The sequence below is a fragment of the Bradyrhizobium campsiandrae genome, from assembly GCF_014529705.1.
Classification (GTDB): domain Bacteria; phylum Pseudomonadota; class Alphaproteobacteria; order Rhizobiales; family Xanthobacteraceae; genus Bradyrhizobium; species Bradyrhizobium campsiandrae.
In genome coordinates this window covers 26,945-53,522 of record NZ_JAANIH010000060.1, presented here as the reverse complement: position 1 = coordinate 53,522, position 26,578 = coordinate 26,945, and the positions used below count along the sequence as shown (strand labels likewise).

General features: G+C 58.3%; 20 protein-coding genes and 3 pseudogenes. 18 read left to right on the top strand and 5 right to left on the bottom strand.

The genetic code is table 11. The annotated features are described in order from the left end of the window. Positions 1-444: 444 nt before the first annotated feature. The 4 genes from G8O24_RS32900 to G8O24_RS32885 all read left to right on the top strand — a co-directional run bounded on the left by G8O24_RS32900 (position 445) and on the right by G8O24_RS32885 (position 4,026). Positions 445-972 carry a serine O-acetyltransferase gene (locus G8O24_RS32900; protein WP_188106661.1) on the top strand — a complete coding sequence of 176 codons (528 nt, stop codon included), beginning with the start codon at positions 445-447 and terminating at the stop codon, positions 970-972. Then, entirely contained in the window at positions 969-1,964 is a 996-nt protein-coding gene (locus G8O24_RS32895; protein ID WP_311972309.1) for a glycosyltransferase family 2 protein, read from the top strand. Before G8O24_RS32900 ends, G8O24_RS32895 begins: the two co-directional genes overlap by 4 nt. Before the next feature lie 210 nt (positions 1,965-2,174). Continuing rightward, a complete protein-coding gene (locus tag G8O24_RS32890; protein ID WP_188106659.1) occupies positions 2,175-3,155 on the top strand; it encodes a hypothetical protein in 981 nt (326 codons plus the stop codon). Between the two features lie 160 nt (positions 3,156-3,315). Then, entirely contained in the window at positions 3,316-4,026 is a 711-nt protein-coding gene (locus G8O24_RS32885; RefSeq protein ID WP_188106657.1) for a glycosyltransferase family 25 protein, read from the top strand. A 35-nt stretch (positions 4,027-4,061) separates the two neighbouring features. Here G8O24_RS32885 and G8O24_RS32880 read toward each other — a convergent pair whose 3' ends face one another. After that, a complete protein-coding gene (locus G8O24_RS32880) occupies positions 4,062-4,814 on the bottom strand; it encodes a class I SAM-dependent methyltransferase (protein WP_188106655.1) in 753 nt (250 codons plus the stop codon). 29 nt (positions 4,815-4,843) lie between these two features. Continuing rightward, complete coding sequence (locus G8O24_RS32875; RefSeq protein WP_191093423.1) at positions 4,844-5,923, bottom strand: glycosyltransferase family 4 protein; 1,080 nt, start codon at positions 5,921-5,923, stop codon at positions 4,844-4,846. A 176-nt stretch (positions 5,924-6,099) separates the two neighbouring features. On the opposite strand from G8O24_RS32875, the gene G8O24_RS32870 reads away from it, so the two are divergent. From G8O24_RS32870 to G8O24_RS45730, 4 genes are all read left to right on the top strand, one after another. Beyond that, positions 6,100-7,506 (top strand): hypothetical protein, encoded by a 1,407-nt coding sequence (locus G8O24_RS32870; protein ID WP_188106651.1) that lies wholly within the window; start codon positions 6,100-6,102, stop codon positions 7,504-7,506. 70 nt (positions 7,507-7,576) lie between these two features. Next, positions 7,577-8,884 carry an oligosaccharide flippase family protein gene (locus G8O24_RS32865; protein WP_244646125.1) on the top strand — a complete coding sequence of 436 codons (1,308 nt, stop codon included), beginning with the start codon at positions 7,577-7,579 and terminating at the stop codon, positions 8,882-8,884. Positions 8,885-8,931: 47 nt separating this feature from the next. After that, complete coding sequence (locus G8O24_RS32860; protein ID WP_497717862.1) at positions 8,932-9,936, top strand: glycosyltransferase; 1,005 nt, start codon at positions 8,932-8,934, stop codon at positions 9,934-9,936. A gap of 37 nt (positions 9,937-9,973) precedes the next feature. After that, complete coding sequence (locus G8O24_RS45730) at positions 9,974-10,936, top strand: glycosyltransferase family 2 protein (RefSeq protein ID WP_188106646.1); 963 nt, start codon at positions 9,974-9,976, stop codon at positions 10,934-10,936. A gap of 68 nt (positions 10,937-11,004) precedes the next feature. Here the strand turns inward: G8O24_RS45730 and G8O24_RS32850 are convergent, their stop codons facing one another. Next, positions 11,005-13,062, bottom strand: coding sequence for a hypothetical protein (locus G8O24_RS32850; RefSeq protein ID WP_188106645.1), 2,058 nt, complete (start codon positions 13,060-13,062; stop codon positions 11,005-11,007). Positions 13,063-13,535: 473 nt separating this feature from the next. Here G8O24_RS32850 and G8O24_RS32845 point away from each other — a divergent pair, with 473 nt between their 5' ends. The 10 genes and pseudogenes from G8O24_RS32845 (at position 13,536) to G8O24_RS32805 (ending at position 24,747) form a co-directional block, all read left to right on the top strand. Further along, on the top strand, positions 13,536-14,519 hold the full coding sequence (locus G8O24_RS32845; RefSeq protein ID WP_188106643.1) for a glycosyltransferase family 2 protein: 984 nt from the start codon (positions 13,536-13,538) through the stop codon (positions 14,517-14,519). A gap of 99 nt (positions 14,520-14,618) precedes the next feature. Then, complete coding sequence (rfbA, locus tag G8O24_RS32840) at positions 14,619-15,503, top strand: glucose-1-phosphate thymidylyltransferase RfbA (protein ID WP_188106641.1); 885 nt, start codon at positions 14,619-14,621, stop codon at positions 15,501-15,503. A gap of 16 nt (positions 15,504-15,519) precedes the next feature. Continuing rightward, positions 15,520-16,584, top strand: coding sequence for a dTDP-glucose 4,6-dehydratase (gene rfbB, locus G8O24_RS32835; RefSeq protein ID WP_188106639.1), 1,065 nt, complete (start codon positions 15,520-15,522; stop codon positions 16,582-16,584). Between the two features lie 132 nt (positions 16,585-16,716). After that, positions 16,717-17,667: a polysaccharide deacetylase family protein gene (locus tag G8O24_RS32830; protein WP_188106637.1), complete on the top strand. Its 951-nt coding sequence runs from the start codon at positions 16,717-16,719 to the stop codon at positions 17,665-17,667. A gap of 1 nt (position 17,668) precedes the next feature. Continuing rightward, complete coding sequence (locus G8O24_RS32825) at positions 17,669-18,859, top strand: glycosyltransferase family 2 protein (RefSeq protein WP_188106635.1); 1,191 nt, start codon at positions 17,669-17,671, stop codon at positions 18,857-18,859. A gap of 46 nt (positions 18,860-18,905) precedes the next feature. After that, positions 18,906-19,478: a DUF4118 domain-containing protein gene (locus tag G8O24_RS32820; RefSeq protein ID WP_188106633.1), complete on the top strand. Its 573-nt coding sequence runs from the start codon at positions 18,906-18,908 to the stop codon at positions 19,476-19,478. An 808-nt stretch (positions 19,479-20,286) separates the two neighbouring features. After that, positions 20,287-20,403: pseudogene (locus tag G8O24_RS46410) on the top strand (PEPxxWA-CTERM sorting domain-containing protein); the annotation flags it as partial. Positions 20,404-20,711: 308 nt separating this feature from the next. Beyond that, positions 20,712-21,140, top strand: a pseudogene (locus G8O24_RS32810) (discoidin domain-containing protein); the annotation flags it as partial. 81 nt (positions 21,141-21,221) lie between these two features. Next, positions 21,222-21,320, top strand: a pseudogene (locus G8O24_RS46405) (PEPxxWA-CTERM sorting domain-containing protein); the annotation flags it as partial. Between the two features lie 322 nt (positions 21,321-21,642). Then, positions 21,643-24,747, top strand: a complete 3,105-nt coding sequence (locus G8O24_RS32805; protein ID WP_188106628.1) for an efflux RND transporter permease subunit — start codon at positions 21,643-21,645, stop codon at positions 24,745-24,747. A gap of 114 nt (positions 24,748-24,861) precedes the next feature. Here the strand turns inward: G8O24_RS32805 and G8O24_RS32800 are convergent, their stop codons facing one another. Further along, positions 24,862-25,167, bottom strand: coding sequence for a hypothetical protein (locus G8O24_RS32800; RefSeq protein ID WP_188106626.1), 306 nt, complete (start codon positions 25,165-25,167; stop codon positions 24,862-24,864). 469 nt (positions 25,168-25,636) lie between these two features. Next, positions 25,637-26,128 (bottom strand): type II secretion system major pseudopilin GspG, encoded by a 492-nt coding sequence (gene gspG, locus G8O24_RS32795; protein WP_188106624.1) that lies wholly within the window; start codon positions 26,126-26,128, stop codon positions 25,637-25,639. Positions 26,129-26,578: the final 450 nt, after the last annotated feature.

Sequence of the window (26,578 nt, the reverse complement as noted above, 5' to 3'; positions counted from 1 at the left end):
CACGGCATCAATGGGCAGTCCGAGCAGTCCGTACAGGTCTCTCTTGGCCTCTCGATGATGGGCGCTCTCGTCAGCCATTTGCGGCTCCGAGCGCATGGCGGGGGCGCCGATCGGGCCGAGACGGGCAGTCTGGACGGTGTTCAAAATCGAGATCCCGCAAACTCAAGTATTAAATTGCCGAGCGAGCCGGCTTTAATCCTTATAAGGACACCGCTTGAATAACATAGGACAGGCGATGTCTGGAAGCCGATTTAATCGGGGTGATTAATGCCCGGGCCGGCCCGATCCGCGGGGGGCGGTTCACCTTAATCCGGCTTTCGGCGCCGTTGGGGTCGGCGGGCTCCGGGTTAATCTTGCACGGAAACGGCCTGCCGCGATATTTTGCCGAGCTGCAGCGGGACCGGACAGGCGTCGGGACCATTTATTCATGGCTGGCTTGAAGCGATGTTCGACAACGTCAGGGCCGATTATGCGGCGCATGGTCGCGACTGCGGGGCCCAGGGTTTCTGGGTCATGCTGGTGTATCGGTTCGGGCGCTGGCGTTATGGCATCCGGCCGGCGCTGCTGCGCAAGCCGGCCTCGCTTCTCTACAAGATCCTCTACAAGCTCGTTCAAATCCTGACCGGGATCGAGCTGCCTTGCGAGGCCGTGGTCGGGCGGAACTTCGTGATCGACCATTTCGGCGGCATCATCGTCAGCGGCTATGCCCGGTTCGGCGACAATTGCAGGATCCGCAACGGCGTCGTGGTCGGGCTGCGCCGGGTCGACGAGCCCTGCGCGCCCGAGATCGGCGACAATGTCGATATCGGCGCCGGCGCCAAATTGCTGGGCCCGATCAAGGTCGGCGACAACGTCGTGATCGGGGCCAACGCGGTGGTGCTCACGGACGTGCCGGCGAACTCGATCGCGATCGGGGTGCCCGCCATCATCAAGCCGCGCCGGGTCGAGGCGCTCAAGGGCGTGGCGCTGTGAGCGCGGCCGAGACGCCCGTCCCGTTGGCCTGCGGCGTGGTGGCGATCGGCCGCAACGAGGGCGAGCGGCTGAAGCGCTGCCTGAGTTCCGCCCGGCAGGCCGGGGCGATCGTCTATGTCGATTCCGGTTCGAACGACGGGTCGGTGGCGTGGGCGCGGAGCCAGGGCATCGAGGTGGTCGAGCTCGACATGCGCGAAGGCTTCACGGCCGCGCGCGCCCGCAATGCCGGGTTCCGGCGGCTGAGGGAACTATGCCCGCAATTGCAGCTGGTGCAATTCGTCGACGGCGATTGCGAGCTCGCCGCGGGCTGGCTCGCGGCGGGCATCGGGTTCCTCCAGCGCGAGGCGCATGCGGCGGCGGTGTTCGGGCGGCGGCGGGAGCGGCATCCGGAGCGGTCGATCTACAACCGGATCTGCGATGCCGAGTGGGACACCCCGCTCGGCGAGGCGCGGGCCTGCGGCGGCGACGTCATGATGCGCTCGCAGGCGCTCGAGGCGGTCGGCGGCTATCGCGACGACTTCATTGCCGGCGAGGAGCCGGAGCTGTGCGTGCGGCTGCGCGCGGCCGGCTGGACGATCTGGCGGATCGAGGCCGAGATGACGCGGCATGACGCGGCGATGACGCGGTTCGGCCAATGGTGGCGGCGCAACGTGCGCAGCGGCTACGCCTTCGCGCTGGGGCGCGCCGCGCACGGCGCCCCGCCCGAGCGGATGTGGGTGTGGGAGAGCCGACGGGCCTGGCTCTGGGGCATCTGGCTGCCGCTGGCCTGTGCGGCCGGCGTGATCGCCTTCGGCGCGCCCGGCCTTGCGCTTCTCGTGATCTACCCCCTCCAGCTCGCCCGCCGGATCCCGCGGCAGCACGGGGCCTTGCGCGAGCGGATCGGATTGGCGGCGCTGGAGCTGCTCGGACGGTTCGCCGAAGGCACCGGCCAGCTCCGCTTCGCGGCCGACCACCTGTTCAGGGGGCGGAGCCAGATCATCGAATACAAGTGAGGCGGAGGGGTTTTGTGGGCCGCCCTGATCATGAAAGTGAAAAACAACCCCATGCACAGTAGAACAGGGCACTTGAGGCAATTTACTAAACGGCCTCGAATTTCCTGTCATTCCAAGGGATTAAGCTAAGCGACCGGCCTCGAACGACCGGCAGCCTTTGCGAACCCTCTAGCGACCAAAATTTGCGCCGGGCGCGCCTGGTGAGAAGAGATGAGTACATTCATTATGGACCGTAACGACACCGATTTGGCGGCAAGTGCCCGCATCAAGGCTAGCGAAGTGCAGCTGGCTCCCAATCTAATCATGGGGTTCGCGACGAATACAGATGAGGCTTCGGTTCGAATTTTTGCCAAGTCCATCCGGCGAATCTACTCCCAGCAGGAGTGCCATATCGCCATCATCACAAATCGCTTCGAGCCCTATTTCGCAGAGTTGGCAGAGGACGGCGTTCAGTTCATTCCGACTTCGAACAACTACAGCAATCAGACGAGAGCCGTCTCGAAAGTCATCAATCGGGCTGCTCTTTGGAGCCTTCGTGCATTTCGTTCGATTCTCGAACGGGCGGCTCCTGAAATAGCTTCATCATATCCAACCCTGCTTGAGACATGGCACCACCCGCATTTCGTGCGATGGTTTGCCTATGAACGGTTTCTCGATCTGAACCGTCACTACAATCAGGTGATGCTTTCCGACGTCAAGGACGTCGTCTTCCAAGGCAGAATCTTCGACTACTCAGATCCCGATTTGGTTTGCCTTTGCGATCAAGGCCTGACCTATGGCGAGGCCAATTGGGACACGATGTGGTATCGGGAAGCTTACGGCGAAGAAGAATTGAAGAAGATTGCTGGACGATCTCCGATCTGCATTGGCACGATGATTGGCCCACATCACGGGATACTCAGCATTGTAAGAGAGCTCAAGGACGAGTTCGCTCAGCGTCCCTTTGGCCGAATTGAACAAGCCGTTTTCAATCACATGATCCTGAATGGAAGCCTGAAGACATCGTTCAAAGTCCTACCGAACGTGACGGGACCGATCGCCACCTTGTGTGGAGACAAGATCCAGCTGAATTTTGTCACAAACGAGGGATTCATCCTCCGAGCAGGTGACAATAGTATTGTCCCAGCCGTGCACATGTACGATCGACATGCCGCCCTCAATGACGTGGTTAAGGCGACCTTTGGCATCTAAATGCGTCAGATGATCGTAGGCAACTGGCCCAAGCCAGAGAGCAACCAGTTCGTGCGCCGGTTTTGTGACGCACTGGGGTGCCTTGATATCACCGCGAAATCCTTCTCTCATCCCGCCTTGTATAAGTGCACTCGGTCAGCATCCGCATTTGAGCTCCAACATGCAAAAACTGTTTCAAAACTTTGACGCCATTTTTCTGATCAACCTTCCTGAGAGGAAAGATCGGCTTGCCGCCACCGTCCGTGAGTTTGAAAAGATCGACTATCCGATCGCTCACCCTCACAATCGTGTCCGTATCATTCCCGGCACAAAATTCCTTAGCGCCGACGGTTTTCCTTCCATCGGAATGCGGGGCTCCTTCACCAGCCATTTATCTGCCATTCAGTCAGCTCAGGCTTTAAAGCTGCGTAACGTTCTCGTCTGCGAAGACGACATAAGGTTCAACAGTGTCGACGAAAGCACGATCGACCGACTGTCGAGCAGCATGCCGCCCGAATGGGACATAATCTATTTCGGATATCTTGAACCGAAGGAAGAAAATCGTGCTATCGGCTTCCTACCATACGCGAAGGGTACGATCGGTGGTCACTTCTATGCCGTGAATGGACCATTCTTTGAAGTGCTAGCTAACTACATGCTTGCGTGCCGAGATCGGCCTCCGGGCCACCCGCTGGGAGGAAAGATGGGAAGAGACGGGACGTTCAATCAGTTGTTGATTGTTCGGCCCGATACCAAAGTCTTCCTAACTTCGCCAAATCTCGCCGGGCAACGCAGTTCGAGAAGCGACATTACGCCGTCACGGCTAGATAAGATCGTCTTTCCGTCGCTGATGAGCTTCGCAAGATCGCTGCGGCACCGCCTAAAGAGGTAAGCGGTTCTATTGATCACTGCCGCTGCCGCCAGATACTAACCTGCTAGACCAATATGCCTCTTTACGGCATGAACCAGACCGCGGACCGATTGGCGACCACTTGGAGTGCGCGCGAGCGCGGAATCAACCTGTTTCCTGGCGCTCTCGATATTGTTCGAGTAGAGCTCCGGCAACACAAAATCTAAATCGGCAGGATTATCAACCGGCGCGATTCCGGAGGGGCATCGGTCGGCCCGACAATACACGACAATATTCTGGCGATACCAAGCCTCGACATCTTTGTTGTGGCGCACTATCGGTCGGATGAAGTCGAATGCCTTATAATCATAGGATAGAAATTTCTTGGCCCAGTAGGACTGCCATTGTTCGTTGATGTGGTCAGTCCCCCCTTGATCAGGGATTGCAGCCGAAAATAGTACAACTGGAGCAGATTTAATCAGACTTGCTACAAGAATATCTGCGCATTCAAAGGGCAGATGTTCTGCAACTTCGAGGCAGCAGACAACATCGAACTCGCCAACTTCAAAACGCTTGCTGAGATCTACGGCCTTGAACTTTTCACGCGGTATGAACAGCTTATCTCGCTCAACATAATCTCCGTCAATTCCGAGAAAATCGTTTACTCCAAGTTTGGCAAACTCACTCAACCAGGTGCCGAGACCACATCCTACGTCCAGCACGGATTTTGGCGAAAACACCTTGAGCACGTGCGGAACGATATTGCGAGCCGAACGATTCGATCCGGCGGATTGGCCATCGTAGAAGGCCGAATTGTAGATCGTTTCCATGCAACCCCCGAACCTAGTAAGGATGTACGCTAAAACGTTCGGCGTCTTGTCATTGACGCCCCGCGGGATACCTGCACCGCTCGACGAAGCGCAGCCTCGAATGCCGCCGCGCTATTTTCCCACGAACTCGCAGCTACAGCTTCATATGCACATCGGGAGAGCTCGCTCCAGCGCTGCTCAGAACAGCTGAGCACTTTTAAGATACTGTCGGCGAGTCCTTCAACATCGTTCACGTCGACCAAAAACCCATTCTCTCCTTGAACGATTGCTTCGGCAGGCCACCCTGTTCTAGTCGATACCACCGGAGTACGACAAGCCATCGCCTCCATAGCAGGTAGGTTAAATCCCTCGCTCGAGCTGGCCGTAACCCAAACATCGCAACGGCTGTAAATGTCACGAATTGCATGCTGGGCGGGAGAAAGGACAAACTCAGTACCGACAGGTAGCTGATCTGCGCCGGACGCGTCGCTTCCAAACGATAACAATCTGGCGTCAGGCAGCAATTGCCGGACACGCTTTAGCGCTGCGAGAGTAATGTCAAGTCCTTTGAACGGCACGCGCGAATAAAGAAACCCGACAGTCGGAGGGGTTTGTTTCGCCCTCGTTGGCGCGAAGAACTGTGAGTGATCAACCGCGTTAGGCACCAGATCTACGTCGAAGTCGCCGTACTCCGTTTCCATTACGTCCTTTAGCCATTTCGCGACTACAATCTTGTGGAGCGGCAACCGATAAGTCGCCCGACAGCGCTCAAATGGCAGGTAGGGGAAAATTTCATGGTGTTGGATAAAGTAAACCTTCGCGCCCTTTTGCGGGCCGAGCGAAGCTACCCATTCGGCGGTCTCCCACCAAGTCGCAATGACTACATCAGCATCGGGCAAGTCTTTATTCGTCACGGGACCAGGGTGGTTAAGCACTCGGTGATTGAAATCGCCATGATCCAGGTGTGATCCAGTGGGAGGGCGGTCCCACCATGAGCGACCTCGAAGGACGTCCCTCAACTTTGTCCGCATCGTACGCGTCGGCGCTTGAGGGGATACCAAATGAACGGTATGACCAAGCCGCACCAACTCGCGTGCGTAGATCGCAGCGACACGGATTCCCCCACTCATGTTTACGGTGGGAAGAACGAAATTAACTATCACCCATCATCCCCAGCTACGCTAGCTCAGGCTGATACTAGCACACTCCGCGAGTAGCGCGCTAATTAGCCATAGATTGAACTGCGATTGAAATCGACTTACTTGTACGATATCAAGCATTCCGATAATTTGGGCCCACGCAGCGAATGGACGATTACGTTTCAGGCAACTGGATCGCCTACGCTGCCTTGTTAGCATGGCCGCTGATCTCGATAGCTCTGTTCGCGAGTTTCCGACTCCCCACAGCGATCATCTGGAGCGTTCTTGGCGCTCTTTTGCTGTTACCGGCGCAAGTTCCCATTAAAATACCGATGATACCTGCCATCGACAAGAATTCGGTGGCTACTCTCGGTGTCCTGCTCGGCTGCACGATATTTGGTCGAAAGCAATCGCAAGGATCACGCCTCGGCTTAACCGAGTTTTTTCTCGTTCTGTATTTGGCGGCACCGCTAGTTACGTCAATCATGAACGGCGATACACTTTACCTCGGTAATCGAGCGATAGCCGGAGTAGGCCTGTACGATGGCATTTCCGCGCTGCTTAGCCAGGTAATCATGGTCTTTCCCTTCATCATCGGGAGGCGCTACTTCCGCTCTGCCGGCGAATGCATCGCGATTCTTCGCGGATTGACGTTCGGTGGATTGTTGATGACTCTGCCGATGCTCTTTGAAATCCGTATGAGCCCACAACTTGCTAACTGGATCTACGGGTATTTCCCTTCTTCGTTTGCCGTCGAGATGAGGAACGGAGGTTTTCGGCCAGTCGTGTTTATGAACAACGGGCTTTCGGCGGCATTCTTCCTCTCGACTGCAGTGCTCTCGGCTTGCGCACTTTGGCGCGCCCGCGTACGCGTGTTGCCCCTGCCGCGAGGTGCGCTGACGCTCTATCTTGGCGGCGTTCTGCTGCTGTGCAAATCCGCCGGCGCTTTGGTTTATGCAGTCGTGATGGGTCCAGTCATCCGATGGATGTCGCCGAAGTCGCAACTTCGGATCGCACTCTTCTTGGCATTGGTCGCGCTACTTTATCCGACCCTAAGACTCTCCGGTTATTTCCCTACTGGCGCCTTGCTGTCCGTGGCAGAAGACTTCAATCAGGAACGGGCGCGCTCTTTGAAATTCCGCTTCGATAATGAAGACAAGATGCTCGCGCACGCTGAAGATCGGCTGTTCTTCGGATGGGGGCGATATGGTCGAAATCGCATTTACGATGAGACCACAGGCTGGGAAAGCGTTACAGACGGGCTTTGGATCATCACACTTGGTCAATTCGGACTCGTTGGCTTCATTGGACAGTTCGGACTATTTACTCTTTCCGTCTTCAGAGCAGCTGCCGCGCTGCGCTATGCTCGTGCGTATCACGAACAACTACTGCTCTCCTCGCTGAGCATAGTTGTCGCCGTCACCGCAGTAGAACAACTTCCCAACGCATCGGTGAGCCCGTGGACATGGCTCCTAACTGGGGCCTTGCTTGGGCAAGCAGAAGGCTTGCGCAGAAGCACCAGGACCGCGGCCAGTTCACCAGCTCCAACGTCTCACGTCACTCACCTCGCTTAGATCGGGCTATTCCCCAGTTCGTATCTTTGCACCCGTAGTCTCGAACTCGCTTTATTTGGACCGGTCTCTAATGAGGACATTGCAGCTTCGAGCCATAATTGGGGGCGCATGGGTCTCGATTGGCTTTGGTACTCAGAAGCTCGTTCAGCTTGTATCGAATCTCATATTGACCCGCCTTCTCGTACCCGAGGCCTTTGGCCTGATGACGCTAGCGAACGTCATACTCATTGGCCTCTCGATGATCAGCGATATCGGCATCAAACCGTCTATCGTTCAGAACAGGCGGGGCCATTCGATTGCCTTTCTCAACACCGCTTGGACTCTGCAAATTGTCCGCGGCTTCTCGCTGTGGCTTCTTGCTTGCGCATTAGCATACCCAGCAGCTCTCCTATACGGAGAGAAAATACTGTTTCCCCTTATTTGCACGCTCGGCATCACTGCCGCAATCAATGGGTTCTCGACGACAGCACTAGCGGTCAAGGAGAAGCAGGTCGCCTTTGGGACGCTCACAATAGTTCAAACAATTGGAAGCATAGCGACTTTGCTGGTGACCACGATGTTGGCCTTGTGGCTCAGATCGGTTTGGTCGCTCGCCGGTGGCGCGATAGCCGGCGCCACGATCAATGTTTTGATCGGCTACTGGTTCGCTCCCTCCCATCGGCATCGCCTACAAATTGATCCAGAAGCGCTTTCGGCTTTGGCGCGCTTTGGACGATGGATTCTTTTGAGCACGCTTGTCACTTATCTCGGTGGCCATGGCATCCGAGCTTTCCAGGGAGCTTTGTTGCCGATTTCTACGTTTGGCGTCTTATCGATTGCGCAGACGATCGCGTGGATGCCTGGGGAGTTCGTTAGCCAGATTGTCGGCGCTGTTGGCTTCGCGTCACTATCAGAGGTGAGCGCCAAAGACGGGAACACCTTTAATGCTCTTCGGAAAATTCGAGCCGTAAGCCTGGGCATCGCCGTACCCTCTTTCATTTTTCTCGCATTGGCATCCCACGAAATCATTGGAATCCTTTACGACAGCAGATATTCACAAGCGGGTGACTACGTCTCATTAATTGCACTTGCAGGGGCGGTTGCGGTGCTCCCGATCGGATATCAGAACGCTTTTCTTGCCGAAGGCAGGAGCCAGCTACAATTCTACATACAATCCTTCCTCGCGGTAAGCCGGATAGCCGGAATGGGTATCGGCTTTACATTAGGGGGCGTTTACGGACTGCTTGTAGGCGACGGGCTCGCGATATTGTCGCTTTATCCAGTGGTTGCAGTGCTTGCGCATAAGAGAAGAATTCTCGATACGACTATGGATACTTTGTTGCTACTGGCCGTCATCGGTTCGGCAGGCTTGATCTACTGGCGAGATTATCATGTCTGACGCAATGTTTTGCGTAGATCCACCGCAAGCGGCCTTAATATAGAGCGATTGATTGCTGGCAGCAGGGCCAGCACACCAGGGAGCGGCACTTGCAAGTCAATTCGCCCGCTATTTCGGTCTTGTTGCCAGTCTACAATGCTGAACGCTTTCTTTGCGAAGCGGTCGAAAGCGTACTCGGGCAATCTTACTCGGATTTCGAGCTGCTAGTGCTGAATGACGGCAGTACGGACGGATCACTCGACCTATTGCGAGGCTTTGAGGGACGCGACTCGCGGGTAAAGGTCTTCACCCGCGAAAATCGAGGTCTCGTCTCCACCCTTAATGAATTACTCGAGACCGCGCGTGCTCCCTACATAGCCCGAATGGATGCAGACGATATCTGTGTGGTCGATCGTTTCGCAAAGCAGCTTGCATTTCTCTTGGCCAATCCCGGTCATGTTGCGGTCGGCGGATGGGTAATGCAGATCAATCACATTGGCCTGCCGATTGGACCCATTCGATCTCCTACCTCACATGACGACATAGATGCGATGCACTTAGTAGGCCATGCCTCAATTTGGCACCCTACCGCTATGGTCCGGAAAGACGCCATTTTGGCAATAGGTGGGTATAGTCCAGAATACCCCCACGCTGAAGATCTTGACTTGTGGTTGAGGCTTGCAGAACGGGGCAAACTCGCAAATTTGGCCGAACCCGTGCTCTTCTATCGGTTGCATGACCAATCTGTCAGTCAAGTGAATGGTTTAGCGCAACAATCCTCGGCCGAACGCGCTTGTCGGTCTGCTTGGGAGCGGCGAGGATTGCAGGCTCATTTCGAGGCGACTGATTTATGGCGAGCAACAGGGTCCGTGGAATCTAGGTACCAGTTCATTCTTAAATACGGATGGACTGCTTGGGCCAACGGATACCGTAAGACCTGGTGGTACTACGCGACTAAGGCTCTTCAAGCTCAACCCTTCAGTCAATCATCCTGGAAGTTGCTCTTGTTTGGTCTGAGGACCTCGCCTGCGCAACACGCGCATTCATCGGCCCGTTCAGAGCGCGTCGACTAATTCGAGTTCGTCGAATCTGGAGATCGAAAGTCACAAGATGCCAGTGCCAACCGCCAGCATATTGGTGCCTCTTCACAACGCCGAACGGTACATCCTAGAAACTCTTACCTCTCTTCTTACTGAACAACACGTCTCAATCGAAGTGATTGTCGTTAATGATCATTCGACTGACAAATCGGCTAGCATTGTAGCTGCCGTCGCCGATCCAAGGGTCCGCCTCATCCCAAGTTCTGGGCGGGGAATCTCAGCGACACTCAACACTGGGCTCGCCGCTGCTCGCGGGGACATCATTATGCGATGTGATGCGGATGACTTGTATCCAGTCGGCAGGATTAGATCGCAAGTAGATTGGCTGGCAGCAAATCCTGAATTCGATGCAGTATGCGGAAGCTATTCGACGATCAACGAACGAGCAAGATTGATTAGGAGCATGCCTTGTGGGGACCGTGAGGCGGAGATCACCGATGAATTGCGGGGAGGCGTATCACGCACGCATCTTTGCACATTCGGGATGCGGGCAAATGCTGTCAAGAAGCTCATCGGCTTCAGAGAATATTTCAAAACTGCGGAAGATCTTGATTTCCAATTTAGGTTCGCAACTCATGGGCGAGTCGCGTATTTGCCCGAAAATTGGTACCTTTATCGCATCCACGGCACGTCCGTGACGCACGTGCAAGCGACTAAACAACGCCTCTTCTTCGAGGAACTCGCTAGAGAGCTCGCAATTGAGCGCCGCGCGTATGGGCGCGATGCGATCGAAGTAGGAATAGCGCCCGAAGCTCCCGGTCTGGCTACCTCCCCCGCCTTAGATGATTACAAGCACCACATTCAAGGGCTGCTTCTGAGTAGAGCTTGGGCGGAGTTCGAACAAAGCCTACGGTTCAAATCGTTGCTAACGATTGCGAGGGCCGTTCTGGTCAGGCCAGAATCCTTAAGCACGTGGCGAAGCGCACTAGCGCTCGTGTGGAAGACCGTCCTAACTTCGTTCGCTCGACGCTGAACCGCGAGACGTCCAGGATGGCTCCTAGGACGTCAGCTGCGCGTCAGTCCCCGACGATTATCGGTTGCTCATGAATGGTTGAAGGACACGATGGCCTGCCACTGAGGAGAACTCGCCTGATAGATATCCTCCAGAACTGCCCAGGCGTTCTTCGAAGTCGCCATACCAGAGAACTGAAAGCAAGACGGGAATTCGGCGGTGAAGCCTGAATCGGTCAACCCGACAAACGAGTTGTAGTTCGTCAGTGTAAAGTTTGTCAGACTAGGAGCTTGCTTCGACGCTGCACGCAATGCGTTGATCTGCGCAGTCGAGTTGAGGTCCGGCGAATAACCGCCCTCATAAGCGCACATCTTTTGGACACCAAACCCCTTGGCCCAAGCCTTCCATTGCGCGTAGACCTTTGCAGCATAAGGTAATGAGATTTGAGCTGTGCCAGCGTAGGCGAACGCGATGTTTGCCTGCATTACAGTATCGTTGGCGGCAACTGCGGCAGCGAAGTTAGCGGCATCTGCCACTTCTTGGGAGGTGCCCTGTTCATTCGGATTGTAGTAGATGGCAATACTTACGTGTGTGACCCACTTGGACGCGGACGATTTAGTATAAGGTGCCTGGACAGGGGCAGTCTGAGCCAAGAATTTAGTCGAGGCGAGGCGATCGTTGCTAGTCGCCGTACCGGAAGCCGTTTGCCCAATGGGCGTCTGGACGCCGCATAGCACCTGATATTTCGCGCGGTTACCTGCGTACGTTGTGCTAACCGCCTGCCCAAGAACAGACAGGATTTTACCGTACCAGTTGTGGTAGTCTTGGCCCCAGCCATACGAGGATGCCTTGGCTTTCGCATACCCCGTCTGGAAAAATCCCGCGGCTGTATTCCACAACTCATTCGGTCCCTCGAAGCGAGGAATCATCCATAACGGCGCATTGTCGCGGCAATAGGCGGCCAAGCTTGTCATGTAGTCTGTTGCTGGATCAATTGCTAGATGCGGTGTCACGAAGTAAGGGTGCGCACCAATCTCAGCGCAAAGCCGGACCATCAACTCTGGAGGACATCCGTTGTTCAGACCCATACCGTTATAGGCGACATCGCCACCATGCTTTATCCAGGCTTTCAGATCGGCGTCGTAGACTAGCGTAGCGAAACTCTGCCAACTTCCGCCAACGATACTTGTGTAAGTGCCTAGTGGAGAAGCGTTCTCGGCAAGAATGTTTACAGGACCTGTTCCATTCACGTTCAAGGTGCATGGACCGGTGTTGCTGGCGTTGAATTTTACGATGACAGTGGCCTTATCGACGAGCTTGAAGTTCGGCAGACTAGCCGAGTAAGCCGTCCCAACATTCGTTGTTTGGCCTGCATATAGACTAGGCCGGAATTCGTGACCTGCATAGAATACATATGACAGAGGCTTTCGCGTCGCCCACGTCGTTACGTTTGTGGTGTTAGCACATTGCCAATTGAGGAAACGAACTACGCCAAAATTGGCTTCCAGCAGCCGCTGCTTAAACTTGACGCCGAACACTTGGCCTGCCTTGAGCGCCGCTTCGTCTCCAACATGAAATACCTGCAAGTTGGAAATGCGCGGGCTGCCTATGGCAGAAATGCCGATGACGAACCGTGAATCTGTCGTCGAGAACACATAGCGACCGCTGCCGTTGGTACTGGTTTTGCTGCCGCTAACGGGCGTGTTGTTCATGCCACAATAGATTGTACCATTGCCATTCCAGGTAATGACGTAATTCCCCGGGCGCACCGCCTGCGAGGGCACGAAGCACACGGTGTACACGCCTTTGTTGGTGATGACAGTCGGGTAGCCGTCGCTGTCGAGTGTACTCGGTTCCGGCCAACCACTATTGTCGATCAGTCCCCAGCTTTGCGCCGTTTTTAGGACATTCAGAAATGGAAAGTCGCCACCCGTCTGAAGGAAATTCAGATTGATTTGCGTCCGACCGCCATTGAACTTTGCAGCGACCAGCGAACCCAGAGCTGAGGTCGTGGTCATGCTCGCAGCGGCCGCGAGCGGCGCAGGGGCGGCGTCGGCAACCCCAAACAGTTCGCTGGGCACAGCGGTGCACAGGGCGGCAATGCTCGTTCCCTGAAGGAATGTTCTGCGGTCCATTCTGGTCGTCATGATGGGGTCCAAGGGTTAGAGAAATTAAATCCAGCTAACAGAAGAATTCAAGCGCGAGAGAGGCCAGGAAATCCTTCGAATTCGTCCTGCGATCCTGTTGGGCGACCCGTGACCAAAGGGTTGATGCGTGGAACTTGCCCGCGGAAAGGTCAATTTCAGGTTCCCGCGAGCCCCGCGCTGACCGTCACTTGTAAACCTGCGCTTAACTTCAATCCTGCCAACACCGATACCGACACGCATCCATGCCCGTGGCCCGTCCTCGCAACGGCCCCGTCATTTACCTGTTAACCGATCATCCGCGCAGAACGCGACGGGCGGTCGCGGCTCGCCATTGCTGGCCATGGCGCCATGGGATAATCCTGAAAATCAGGACACCGGGTTTTCCGGACAGGCTTTCCCTTTCAATTTGCGACATTGCGCGCCTCCACCCGCAACGCCTCGCGCGGCAAGATATTTCGAAAAGCACCTCCTTCATGCGCCTGTTGATCGTCATCGTTAACTTCCGCGTCGCCGCGCTCGCCGTCGACTGCCTGCGCTCCCTCCGGGACGAGATCGCCGGCCTGCCCGGCAGCCGCGTCGCCGTGTGCGAGAACGGCAGCGGCGAGGACCAGGCGGCGACGATCCGCCAGGCGATCGAAACCAACGGCTGGGGCAGCTGGTGCTCGCTGCTGGCGAGTTCCGTCAATCTCGGCTTTTGCGGCGGCAACAATGTGCTGATCCGCCCCGCGCTGGAGGCGGCCGAGCCGCCGGACTATGTGCTGCTGCTCAACCCCGACACCGTGGTCCGGCCGGGCGCGATCAAGGCGCTGGTCGACTTCATGGCGCAGCACCCCGACGTCGGCATCGCCGGCAGCCGCCTGGAAGACCCCGACGGCACGCCGCAGCGCTCCGCCTTCCGCTTCCAGTCGGCCTTGAGCGAGTTCGAAGGTTCGCTGCGGCTCGGCCTCGTCAGCCGGCTGCTGAGCCGCTGGACCGTCGCGCCGCCCGTGGTGGACGCACCCGTCGCGACCGATTGGGTCGCCGGCGCCAGCATGATGGTGCGGCGGCAGGTGTTCGCCGATATCGGCCTGCTGGACGAGGGCTATTTCACCTATTTCGACGACATCGACTTCTGCTTCAACGCCCGCAAGAAGGGCTGGGCCACCTGGTACGTGCCGGCGAGCCGCGTCGTCCACCTGGTCGGGCAGTCGACCGGCGTGAACAAGACGCCGCGGCGCCTGCCGGCCTACATGCTCGAGGCGCGGCGGCGCTATTTCCTGAAGAACCACGGCGCTGCGTATGCGGCCCTGGTCGACGGCGCCGCGCTGGCGGGGCTTGCGCTGTTCGGGTTGAGGAATGTCCTCAGCGGCCGCAAGCAGCAGATGATTCCGCACGTGCTGGGCGACTATTTTCAGCACAGCGTCTTCGCCAAGGGTTTTCGCGTTCCCGTCGTCCAGGCGCCGACGGGCCGGACGTAGCGCGCACGCGCCCGCAAGCGCCATTTACCGTGTCGAGATGCCGAGCTTGTGCGTCGCACACCGTTTGATAGTTTACGCCCGGTAAACCGGCGAGGGGCCATGAAAGGGATCATTCTTGCCGGCGGGACCGGCTCACGGCTCTATCCGGTCACGACGGTGGTCTCCAAGCAGCTGCTGCCGGTGTTCGACAAGCCGATGATCTATTATCCGCTGTCGACCCTGATGCTGGCGGGAATCCGCGAGATCCTGATCATCACGACGGCGCCCGACAAGCCGCTGTTTCAGCGGTTGCTCGGCGACGGCGCGGATTTCGGCCTGACGCTGTCCTACGCGACGCAGGACACCCCGCGCGGCCTCGCCGACGCCTTCATCGTCGGCCGCGACTTCGTCGGCGACGATGCCGTGGCGCTGATCCTCGGCGACAACATCTTCTACGGCCACGGCCTGCCCGAGATGCTCGCCAAGGCCGCCGCACGCCGGAGCGGCGCGACCGTGTTCGGCTACGTCGTCCAGTCGCCCGAGCAATACGGCGTCATCGCATTCGACGGCGCGGGCAAGGCGCTCTCGATCGAGGAGAAGCCGAAGGCACCGAAGTCGAACGTAGCCGTGACGGGGCTCTATTTCTACGACAACGACGTGCTCGACATCGCCGCCAATGTCCGCCCGTCCGCGCGCGGCGAGATCGAGATCACGGACGTCAACAACGCCTATCTCGAACGCGGCGATCTCTTCGTCGAGGTGCTCGGCCGCGGCTTCGCCTGGCTCGACACCGGCACGCACGCCTCATTGGTCGAGGCCAGCCACTTCGTGCAGATCCTGGAGCAGCGGCAGGGCATGCGCATCGCCTGCCCCGAGGAAATCGCGCTTCGGAAAGGCTATATTTCGCTGGACGCGTTCAACAAGGTCGCCGAAAAGACCGCCAAGAGTAGCTATGGTGAATATTTGAAGTCGGTTGCCCGGTCGTTCGGCCAGGGACCGTTTTAGCCCAAGGAATTTTCAGGTGCGGTTTTCCGGAGCTACGATCTTCGTCACGGGCGGCGCGGGCTTCATCGGATCGGCCGTCATCCGCCATCTCTTGCGCGACACCGGCGCGCGCGTCGTCAACATCGACAAGCTGACCTATGCCGCCAATCTCGATTCGCTGCCGGGCGCGACCGAAAATTCGCGTTACGCCTTCGAGCGACAATGCATCTGCGAAGCCGAGCCGATGCGTGTGCTCTTCGAGAAATACCGGCCCGACGCGGTCATGCATCTCGCCGCCGAAAGCCACGTCGATCGATCGATCGACGGTCCCGCGGAATTCATCAAGACCAACATCCTCGGCACGTTTACCTTGCTGCAGGAAGCCCTCCGCCATTGGCGATCGCTAGCTCCGGAGCGGAGCGCCCGGTTTCGCTTCCTGCACGTGTCGACAGACGAAGTGTTCGGGTCGCTGGGCGTTGACGGCTATTTTTCGGAACAGACCGCGTATGCGCCCAATTCGCCCTACTCGGCCAGCAAGGCCTCGTCGGACCACCTGGTGCGGGCCTGGCACGAAACCTATGGACTGCCGACGCTCGTCACCAATTGCTCGAACAATTACGGCCCCTATCACTTTCCTGAAAAGCTGATCCCTCACATGATCATCAAGGGTCTCGCAGGCGAGACATTGCCGGTCTACGGCGACGGGCAAAACGTGCGCGATTGGCTGTTTGTCGAAGATCATGCCGAGGCGTTGAGCCTTGCTCTCGAGCAGGGCCGGATCGGAGAAACCTACAATGTCGGTGGTCGCAACGAACGTTCGAACCTTCACGTCGTCGAGTCCATATGCGACCTGCTCGACCAGATGATCCCCCGGAGCGACGGCCCCCGAAGGCGCCTCATCACTTTCGTCAAGGACAGGCCCGGCCACGACCAGCGGTACGCCATAGACGCGACGAAAATCGAGAGCCAGTTGGGCTGGAAGGCCAGGGAAACCTTCGAGAGCGGCCTGACGAAGACCGTAGGCTGGTATCTGGAACACCGTGCATGGTGGAACGCGATCCTGGAGCGTGGCTACAAGCAGGAGCGCATTGGGCTCGGCTAGCACCTTTTTCAATTAATCTGGCAGCGTTTCGTCTCACCGCAAAAGCGTTATCGAACAACCTCTGACTTGATCAGCAAGAGCCCAACTCAGAACTGCCTGGGCTGAATTCTTCGCTGATCCGGGATCAAGCTCGTGGCTCAATCGCTCTATTCTCTCGGGAACGGCCTAAGGACCTTGCTTTTTCACCGGTTCTTCTTTGAGGGAGAAACGCGTGAGTTCGCACGCGACAGACTCAAACGCCAGTGCGACTGGCTCTCCAGAACATTCAAGCCATTGCGGCTCGGTGAAGCGGAAAAGGGCTTGAGTGCACGTGGCTTGCCGGAGGGTGCGGTGCTCGTCACGATCGACGATGCCAAGGTCGAAATCCTCGACATCCTCGACATCTTCCGCGCGTTCTCGATTCCGATCGCAATATTCGCCTGCGTCGGCTGGTGCGCCCAGGAAGAGACGTCCGAAACCGACGGCGAGGTCGCGCTCGCCCGGCTCATCGCCGACTTGAACTGGTACCGTGGGCCTGCTCGCAAGCTGAAGGTCGCAGGCATTGAACTTGTCGTCGGTCAAAGCGAAGAGCGGACAGCAGGCGAAATCGACCAGCTTCTTGATCGCATTCGATCTGCCCCAACGACGGCACACGACCTTCCGTCGCTTTGCGCCCACGCACCTCGAATATCTTGCACGTTCGCTGAATTGGCCGACATCTCGTCCGACTATGTTGCGATCGGCGGCCATTCTGTCAGTCACATCAATCTCGGCAATGCCAGCCCGCTACGGCAGGATTATGAAATCCAGACCACGAAGCGGATATTGGACAAAGCCGTCGGCCGGATCGGCACGTTCGCTTATCCTTACGGAATGAACAACACGCACAGTCCGGCCACCCGCCGCCTCCTTGAGGAAGCCGGTTTCGACTTCGCGTTTTTGACGCATTCCGGCCTCGCAACCTCGAAGACCGACCATTTCGCTCTGCCGCGCATCTCGATGCCGGACCGGGCCATGTCAGACTACGAATTCCGGACCCGTTGTGCCGGCGCGGGGATTCTTTACCGCAAGCTCCGGCTCGCCCTTTCAAGCCATCGGGTCTGATATGTGGCTCGTCATTTTGCTCGTCGTCTTTGCAAGCGCACTCGCCGTGCCTTCGCTGGTCCTGTTCGTCGAGACTCTGGCGGCTCTCAATCCGTATCGGGATCTGCTTCGGACAGGACCTCCAAGCAGCGCGGGGACGGTTGCGATCGTCATTCCCGCTCATAATGAGAGCGTGGGCGTGCTTCCAACTTTGTCGGACCTTCGACCACAGCTGCAGGAAGGAGATCGCCTGCTCGTGGTTGCCGACAACTGTACCGACGACACGGCGGAAGTCGCAGCCCATGCCGGCGCCGAAACTCTCGTCCGGAACGACCTCTCCAAGATCGGAAAAGGCTATGCGCTGGCCCACGCAATTGCCCATCTTCGGGACGCTCCCCCGGAGTTCGTCCTGTTCGTCGATGCCGACTGCCGTGTCCAGGACGACGTGGTCCCGCGTCTGAAGCAAATGAGCGCGCGCACGAAACGACCGGTCCAGGCTTGCTTTTTGATGGTTGCTCCGAGCAAAGCGGCGGTCGATCACCGTGTTGCTGAATTTTTCTGGCTTATCCGGAATTGGGTGCGCCCTCTGGGGCTAGCCGGTCTCGGTTTTCCCGTACAGCTGATGGGCACGGGCATGATTTTCCCATGGCATGTGATCTTGAAGGCCCCACTTGCACACGGAAATCTGGTTGAAGATCTCAAGCTCGGCCTGGACCTCGCGGCCGATGGACACGCTCCCGCTTTCTACCCCTTCGTTGTGGGCACGAGTGAATTCCCCATGACCAAGAAAGGCACCGATTCTCAGCGACAGCGTTGGATTCAGGGGCACATATCTGTAATTGCGGGCCTCATCCCGAAGTATCTTTTGCGAGCATTACTAACCTGTAATGCGGGTCTGCTCGCCCTGACACTCGATGCTCTTGTCTTGCCATTCTCGCTGTTCTTGCCGCTTTTGGCCCTATCGCTTGTTGCAAGCCTTGCATTCCTGTTGCTCGGTTTCACCACACCTGCCATTATTTCCGCTGCGAATATTCTGATCGTAGCTTTGGCGCTTGTGTTGAGTTGGCTAAAGTTCGGTCGAGAGGTCCTTCCGGCACGTGAGGTTGGATCTGCGGCTGCGTCGCTGATAAAGCGCCTCACCTTCTATGGGCGGCTGTATTTTGGACGAAAGGCGAGCTCGTGGATCCGAACTGATCGATCGGAGAAGGATTAGGATAACAGTAGCCCGAACCATGCAATCGCCGTCTCATGACATCCTCTTGAAGACGCTCGACGAGCAGCCAAATCCAGGAGTCTTGCGTGCTCTCGCATTGGTGCTCGTTTTGACCTGCGTCGGTTCCGATAAACTACTCGGCGGGACCTGGGTCGCGGTCTTTATTTCGATGTTCTTGTCAAGCGCTGCATTTTTCGTTCTGCCAACATCGAGCAACGCTCCTCGCCTCCGGCTCGTTCTCGCCGGTTACATTTCCCGCCTCTACGCCGTTTCAACCTTGGTGCAAATCGGACTGGCGCTCGGTGCGTTTATCCTGATTGAACTGCTGGACTATCGAGTCGGCGGCCTCCTCCTCGGAAGAACCTTCAACCTCTATCTCTGCGCCATCTTCATTCATTCGCTCTGTTTCGGACTACGAACCTCCCTGATCGTGTGGCCCATCGCATCAGCGGCTGTGTATTTTTTTGAGCTGCCTCCCGAATACTCATTCAAGCTCGAGAGCCTGCGCGACTACCTCCATCTTCTGCTTTTCATTTTTCTCGGCTTGGCATCGGCGTCATCGGCATTTCTCATTCGCGTCAGCTCTGTTCTATACGACAAGCTGGACGAGCGGCACTAAGCGACCCTCTTCGGGCAGAGCTCTCGAGACCATTGAGGCTCCCCACTCGGGCCCCCCAATCGACCGCCGAGCCCTCAGAAACCGCAACCTCCATAGCTTTGTGACCGGCGGTTCACACGCCGTGCATATGCGTGCATATAAATGTTATCGAGACGCCAATTTTAATCCTATTTTACCCTTATGCGTTGACCGGACTATGGAATTGGCCTAAGCGAAAAATCGCAGCTTAAATAAAATTTAAACCAGAAAATTCGAGCAGGCAGAAAACAAAATGAAGAACACGATCTTGGCTGGCTTTGTTGCTACCGGCCTCCTTTGGAGCGCATCGAGCCAGGCTGCGACCTACACCTATTATTCGACCGGATGTTTCACAGACACCAGCTGCTCGCCTTCATCGCAGACGGCATCGACGGGCGGCGCGCTCCACGGTGAGGGCGGCCTGACATTCAAAGGCGCGGGCACACCGAAATCGGAAATCAGCAGTTCGGGACCGAACTTGAATCTCGGGACTATGTCACTCCAGAATTTCCTGTTCGACGATCCGTCCGCGACGAAATTCGACCTGCAGGTGACTTTCACGACTCCTCAGGCAGGCTCGCATATATTTTCCGCGGATCTCCTGGGCTTGATCGTTTTCGGTCTCGGCTTCGTGGAGATCGATTTTGGCGGCCCCCGGACCTTTAGCTATGACGGCGGCTCATTCAAATTGGCGGTGAAGGACGTCTACCTGTTCTCGCTCGACGCCAAGGATCCTATCATCGGACACATCTCCGACGTGAGGTCGGACCCGCCTCCGATTGCCGGCGCGGTGCCCGAACCCTCCACCTGGGCCATGATGCTGCTGGGTTTTGGCGGACTGGGCTTCATGACCTATCGCCGCAAGCGGACAACGGCGATCGCTCGAGCTGCATTGGTCAGAAGCTAACGCGGACGAGTTCGATCATCGTCCCGTGACGGGTCGTGTTCGAACCGCAGCCGGTCACCTGGAGGAGCCGGACGGCGCGCCACACCGCTCGCCCAGCTAGCTTTCGTCGGCGTCTGCAACCTTGCCGGCGCACCGCAGTCCTCCCATTCTCGGCGCGCTCGGCGATGATTCCAGGCACAGCGCCTCCCCCGGGGCGCTCGAACCTTCCAAAGTGCGGTCTTCATGCCTTTGACAAGGCGGCTTGAAAGGATTAGCGTCCATTTAATTAAGAAGAAAAAGGGACGATTTAATTTAAGAGGAAACGCAATATGATGAATAGGTTTATCGTTGCGCTTGGCTTCGCATTCATTGCCTCCGCTGCACAGGCGTCGAATGTTCTTCCGGGATCCGGCGCGACAGTAACAGGGACCTCGCTGTATCCGGGCTTCGACTCGACGGCGGCTGCCCACAATCTGATCGAAGGGCCGCCATACCAGCAGGCCTACTTCAACACCGACACGCGGTGGGTTTTTGCCAATGGCGACATCAGTCAGGCTCTTGTCGTCGACCTCCACACCCCCACGGCTCTGAATTCGTTCTCGATCCTGTATGGTGCAGACCGGGCTCCCGCTTTCTTTGAGATCTTGACGTCGAACGACGGCACGCATTTCACGGCCCTCGGATCGACGATTCCCTTCTTTGATGGATCGCCCCACCTGTTCACGGCCACCGTCAACGGCTTCGTCGACGCCCGGTATATCGAGTACTATTTCGGGATCGCTTCGCCAGCCGCGCCCGATGGCGGCAACGGCGCAGGCATCGTTCAACTGACGGCGTCCATTCCCGAACCATCGACCTGGGCCATGATGATCCTTGGATTCCTCGGTGTCGGCTACATGATCCGGCGCAGGAATCGGCAGTTCTCCCTGCCGGCTTGATTCCGGCGCAGGCTGTTACAGGCCGCAAAGCCTGGACCACCTCGGCAACGACAATGCCTCGGCGGAAGATTTGACGGGCGCGAGCAACCTGCCGCGTCCTTTGGTGTGGGAATGTCTTCATCTTTGCCGGAGGCTTGGAGCACAGGTCTCGGCGCCGCATCAGATGCCGGCGATCAGCACTGGCCCATCCTTCGCCTCTCCGCCGGCACGCTGCCTTAACCGTCGGAGGCCCGGAGCGCGCTATTCATCGTTTTGCATCACGTCCACCGTCTTGCCCTCGCCCGGTTGATTTTCCGGCCCCGACCCAACAAGCTGGCGGGCCATGTTCTCGATCTCCCAGCCCTTCATCCGCAGGCCGGTCGGCACGACGCTGCTCTCGATCGGGCTGTTTCTGCTTGGCATCGTGGCTTACCGCTTCCTGCCGGTTGCCTCCGTCCCGAACGTCGATTTCCCCGTCATCTTCGTGTACGCGTTTCGCCCGGGCGCGGACCCCTCGATCATGGCTGCGACCGTGGCCGCGCCGCTGGAGCGACGGCTCGGCGAGATCGCCGGGGTCAATCAGATCACCTCGACCAGCACGCTCGGCCTCAGCAGCGTCCTGCTGCAGTTCGACATCGGCCGGAGCCTTGATCGCGCCGCGCGTGACGTTCAGGCCGCGATCAACGCGTCGCTGCCCGATCTGCCGGGCGACCTGCCCTCGCTGCCCCGCTTCGGCAAGGCAAACACCTCCGGCGCGCCGGTCTACGTCCTGGCCCTGACGTCCGGGACCCGGTCAACCGCCGCCCTCTACGACGTTGCCGACACTGTCTTGCTCCAGCGCATCGCCCAGGTGCCGGGCGTCGGCAACGTGACGGTCAGCGGCGCCGACCAGCCGGCGGTACGGATCCAGCTCAACCCGGTGGCGCTTTCGAATGCGGGCATCGCCACCGACGACGTGCGGACGGCGATCATCAATGCCAACCCGCTCGGCCCGATCGGCATCTTCAACGGCGAACGCCAGAGCGAGACGCTCGCGCTCAACAGGCAGATGCGCACGGCCCAGGAATTCCGCGACATCGTCATCAAGAAGGCGAATGGAAGCTTCGTGCGCCTTGCCGACGTCGCCGAGATCGAGGACTCCGTCAAGAATGTGCGCTCGGTTGCCTGGTTCAACAAGCAACCCGCCGTGCTGATCGAGATCAGGAAGCAGGGCGACGCCAACGTCATCGAGACCGTCGACAAGATCAAGGCGCTGATCCCCGAGTTGAAGCAATGGATCCCGGCCGGCGTCGAGATATCGACGCTGGTCGACCGCACCGGCACGATCCGCGCCAGCGTGACGGACATGCAGTGGACACTGCTGGCAACAGCCGTCCTCGTCATGGTCGTGGTGTTCGTGTTCCTGCGGCGGCTGACGCCGACGATTGCCGCGGGCATTTCCGTGCCGCTGGCGCTGGCCGGCACCTGCGCCGGGATGTGGCTCGCAGGCTTCTCGATCGACAATCTGTCGCTGATGGCGCTGGCGATCTCCGTCGGCTTCGTGGTCGACGACGCCATCGTCATGATCGAGAACATGTACCGCAATCTCGAGCACGGCATGCGGCCGATGCAGGCGGCGCTGGAGGGCGCCAGACAGATCGGCTTCACCGTGGTGTCGATCAGCCTGTCGCTGATTGCGGCCTTCACGCCGCTGATCTTCATGGACGGCATCGTCGGCCGCCTGCTGCGCGAGTTCTCGCTGACGTTGACCTTCGCGATTCTGGTCTCGACCCTGGTGTCATTGACGGTCACGCCGATGATCTGTGCTCACTACATCAGGCGGACACCCTCGGGCAGCGCGACCCTGTTCGATCGCATGATCGAGGGATCGTTGTCGCGCATCGTGGCGTTCTACGCCCGAACCCTGCGTGCGGCTCTGGACTTCCCGCTCATGACGCTGCTGGTGTTCTTCGCCACCATCGGCCTCACGGTGCTGCTCTACGTCAAGGTGCCCAAGGGCTATTTCCCCACGGACGATTCCGGCTTCATCATCGGCGCAACGCGCGCATCCGCCGATACGTCATTTCAGTCGATGCTGGGGCTGCAGCAGCAGCTCGCCGACATCGTTCTCGAAGATCCGGCGGTGGCCGGCCTCGGCTCCGTTGTCGGAAGCGGCGGAGGTCCGGGCGGCCAGGGCGCCAATCGCGGCACCATGTACATCAACCTGAAGCCGCCGGAAGAACGCGACCACGTTTCGACCGAAGTCGTGATCGATCGGCTGCGGAAAGCGCTCTACCGCGTTGCGGGCATCCGCCTTTTCATGTTCGCGGCCCAGGACGTGCGCGCGGGCGGACGGCAGAGCGACTCCAATTATCAATACACGCTCTCCAGCGCCGATCTCGACCTGCTGCAGCAATGGGCACCTGTGGTCGCCAAGCGCATGGAAACGGTCGAAGGCATCACCGACATTTCGAGCGATCGCGATCCGAACGGCTTGCAGCTCAATCTCGTGATCGATCGCCAGGCGGCCTCCCGGCTCGGCGTCCGCGTCCAGGACATCGACAACGCATTGAACAACGCGTTCTCGCAGCGGCAGATCTCGACGATCTACACCCAGCGCAACCAGTACATGATCGTGCTGGAGATCGACCCCAAATTCCAGGTCGATCCCTCCAACCTCGATCGCATCTATGTCGCCGGCGCGGGTGACGTGCAGGTGCCGTTGTCGGCCGTGGTGCGCGTCCAGCGCGGGCTGGCAGCCCTTGCGGTCTATCATTCGCAATCGTTTCCCTCGACCACGGTGTCGTTCAACACCTTGCCCGACGTGCAGCTCCAGACGGCGACGCAAAACATCCAGCGCGCGGTCGACGAACTGCACATGCCCGAGGGCATCCGCGGCAGTTTTGACGGCAATGCCGGCGATTTCGCCAGGACCAGCGGACGACAGCCGCTTCTGATCCTCGGCGCGCTGGTGGCGATGTATATCGTGCTGGGGGTGCTCTACGAGAGCCTCGCCCATCCATTGACGATCATCTCGACACTGCCGTCGGCAGGACTCGGCGCGCTGCTCGCGCTGCAGATCACCAACACCCCGCTGACGGTGATCGCCTTTGTCGGCATCATCCTCCTGATCGGCATCGTCAAGAAGAACGGCATCATGATGGTCGACTTTGCGCTCGATGCCGAGCGCCAGCGCGGCCTGTCGTCGGCGGAGGCGATCTTCGAGGCCTGCCAGGCCCGCTTCCGCCCGATCCTGATGACGACCATGGCGGCGCTGTTCGCAGGCATTCCGCTCGTCGTCGCGACCGGTCCCGGCACGGAGCTGCGGCGCCCGCTCGGCATCACCATCATCGGCGGTCTGTTCGTCTCGCAGGTCCTGACGCTCTACACCACGCCCGTGATCTACCTGTTGATCGACCGCCTGCGGCGGTCGCGAGCCCCAGCGCCGAGCGTTGCGGCGGCGGAATGATCCGGACGGGTCGCTAAAGCATGATCCGGAAAAGTGCGAAGCGGTTTTCCGGAAAGATCATGCTCAAACAATAACCTAAAGCGCGATGACGATTCATCCTGACCTCATCGCGCTTTAGACCGCGTCGTCAGGCCGTCCGATGATCTGCAACTTCCATTTCATCTGGGGCTGGCTTTGCCTGATGCAGAATCGTCCATCGATGACGGGAAGCTTGAGAACGGAGCTGGGCTGGCTATGACAGCAGCTCTGGGTGCTGTCGGGAAAGCCCGGCTGGTAGACGTAGAGCCGGGTGTAGAAGGGCTCGACGGAAATCAGCAGATCGATCGTCTTGATGGCACGCGGAAGCTTGCCGCTGAGATCGATCAACCGATCTCCGGGATTGCAGGCGAGCGCTGCGAGCGCGAGAACCCAAGATACCATCTGAGCTTAGCCGCAGGAATTGGAGGACGTCGGAGAGCAAGCGCCGCTCGACCATCGGGACCGCGACGGAGCCATACCGGAATTTATATGCGATCTTTCTCTGCCGAACAGAGCTCGCCGCCAAGTTGATCAGGCTAATCAGCAACGCCCGGTTCGGTCCTGCCCCCACGCGGGTCGTCCTCGCCCCTGCGCATCGCACAGACAACTCTCTGAGCCAGGACCACGCCGTCGGCCGCGTTCCCATCCGCGCCATTCTCGTCATCTGCCGGCGGTCGCAGACTTGAAAGCTCGGAAAGAGACCTCAGGGTCAGCTTTGACTTGAGGCGCACACCACGCGAATGAAAAAGGGCCATGGGTGTTATCTCATCAAAAAAGCCGAGTTTAACCGCTGTGCCGCCGCCGTCAATTCGGTCGGGCGGAACAGTTACCGCGCTAACGCCGGCTTCAGTGAGCGAACAGCTCGATCGTTTTACCCATTGTCAGCCCAAGCACGGTTCGCGCTCGCTGCAGAGGTCGGCTTCCTGGCTCCCTTCCCGTTTGGTCCGAGCGAGTAGACATTGTACTCGCCCTGATCCGTCACGGAATACTGGTAAGGCCGCCCCCAGGGATCGAGCAGAGTCTTGGCATTCTTCAGGTAAGGACCGTTCCAACGCGGCGCCTCGGGTGTTGCCTCGACGAGCGCCCTGAGCCCGGCGCTCGCGCTCGGATAGGAGCCGTTCTCGACATAGTACATTTCAAGCGCGGTGTTGATGTTCTCGATCTGGAGCTGGGCGGACTGCGTTTTCGCTTTTCCGAAATATCCCATCACTTGCGGCGTCGCCATCGCGGTCAAGGCTGCGAGAATGCCCATCACGACGAGGAGTTCGAGCAAGGTGTAGCCAGCTTGCTTGCGACGCCAATCGCGATTGCGGAGCTTTGCGATGCGCGACGGCCTCACGGACGTAGTCCTGACGATGGTCATGATGCCCCCAAACGATGCCTTTGTATTTCGGGGTATCCTCAATGCCGCCCGTGTCTACGGAGTTAATGGAACCCGCAACCTCGCGCCAGTCTGAATACGGGGTGAGCGGAGCCGCGAAGATCTTCGGCCGCACGAAAGGCGTTCGTTAATCTTCCCTTCAGGTACGGTTGTTCAGGCTAGGCCTGCGATCGTTGTCAAGCTTAACTGCCGAGTTCATTTGTCTCGATATCGGGCCGTTCATATAGTCGCCGCATCCATGGCGAAGCCAGAAATTAACCTAATAGTTGCCGGAGAAGCCGACTTTGCAGCGCATAACCACCAAGACGGATACTGCTCTGGACGCGTCCGATAAATCGCTGGGCCTGCGTTACGCCGAGGTCCTCGCGCTCCGTGACGCCATCCAGAAGGAAATTTCAGCGGCGACGGAATCGAAGAAGCCGAAGCGGACGA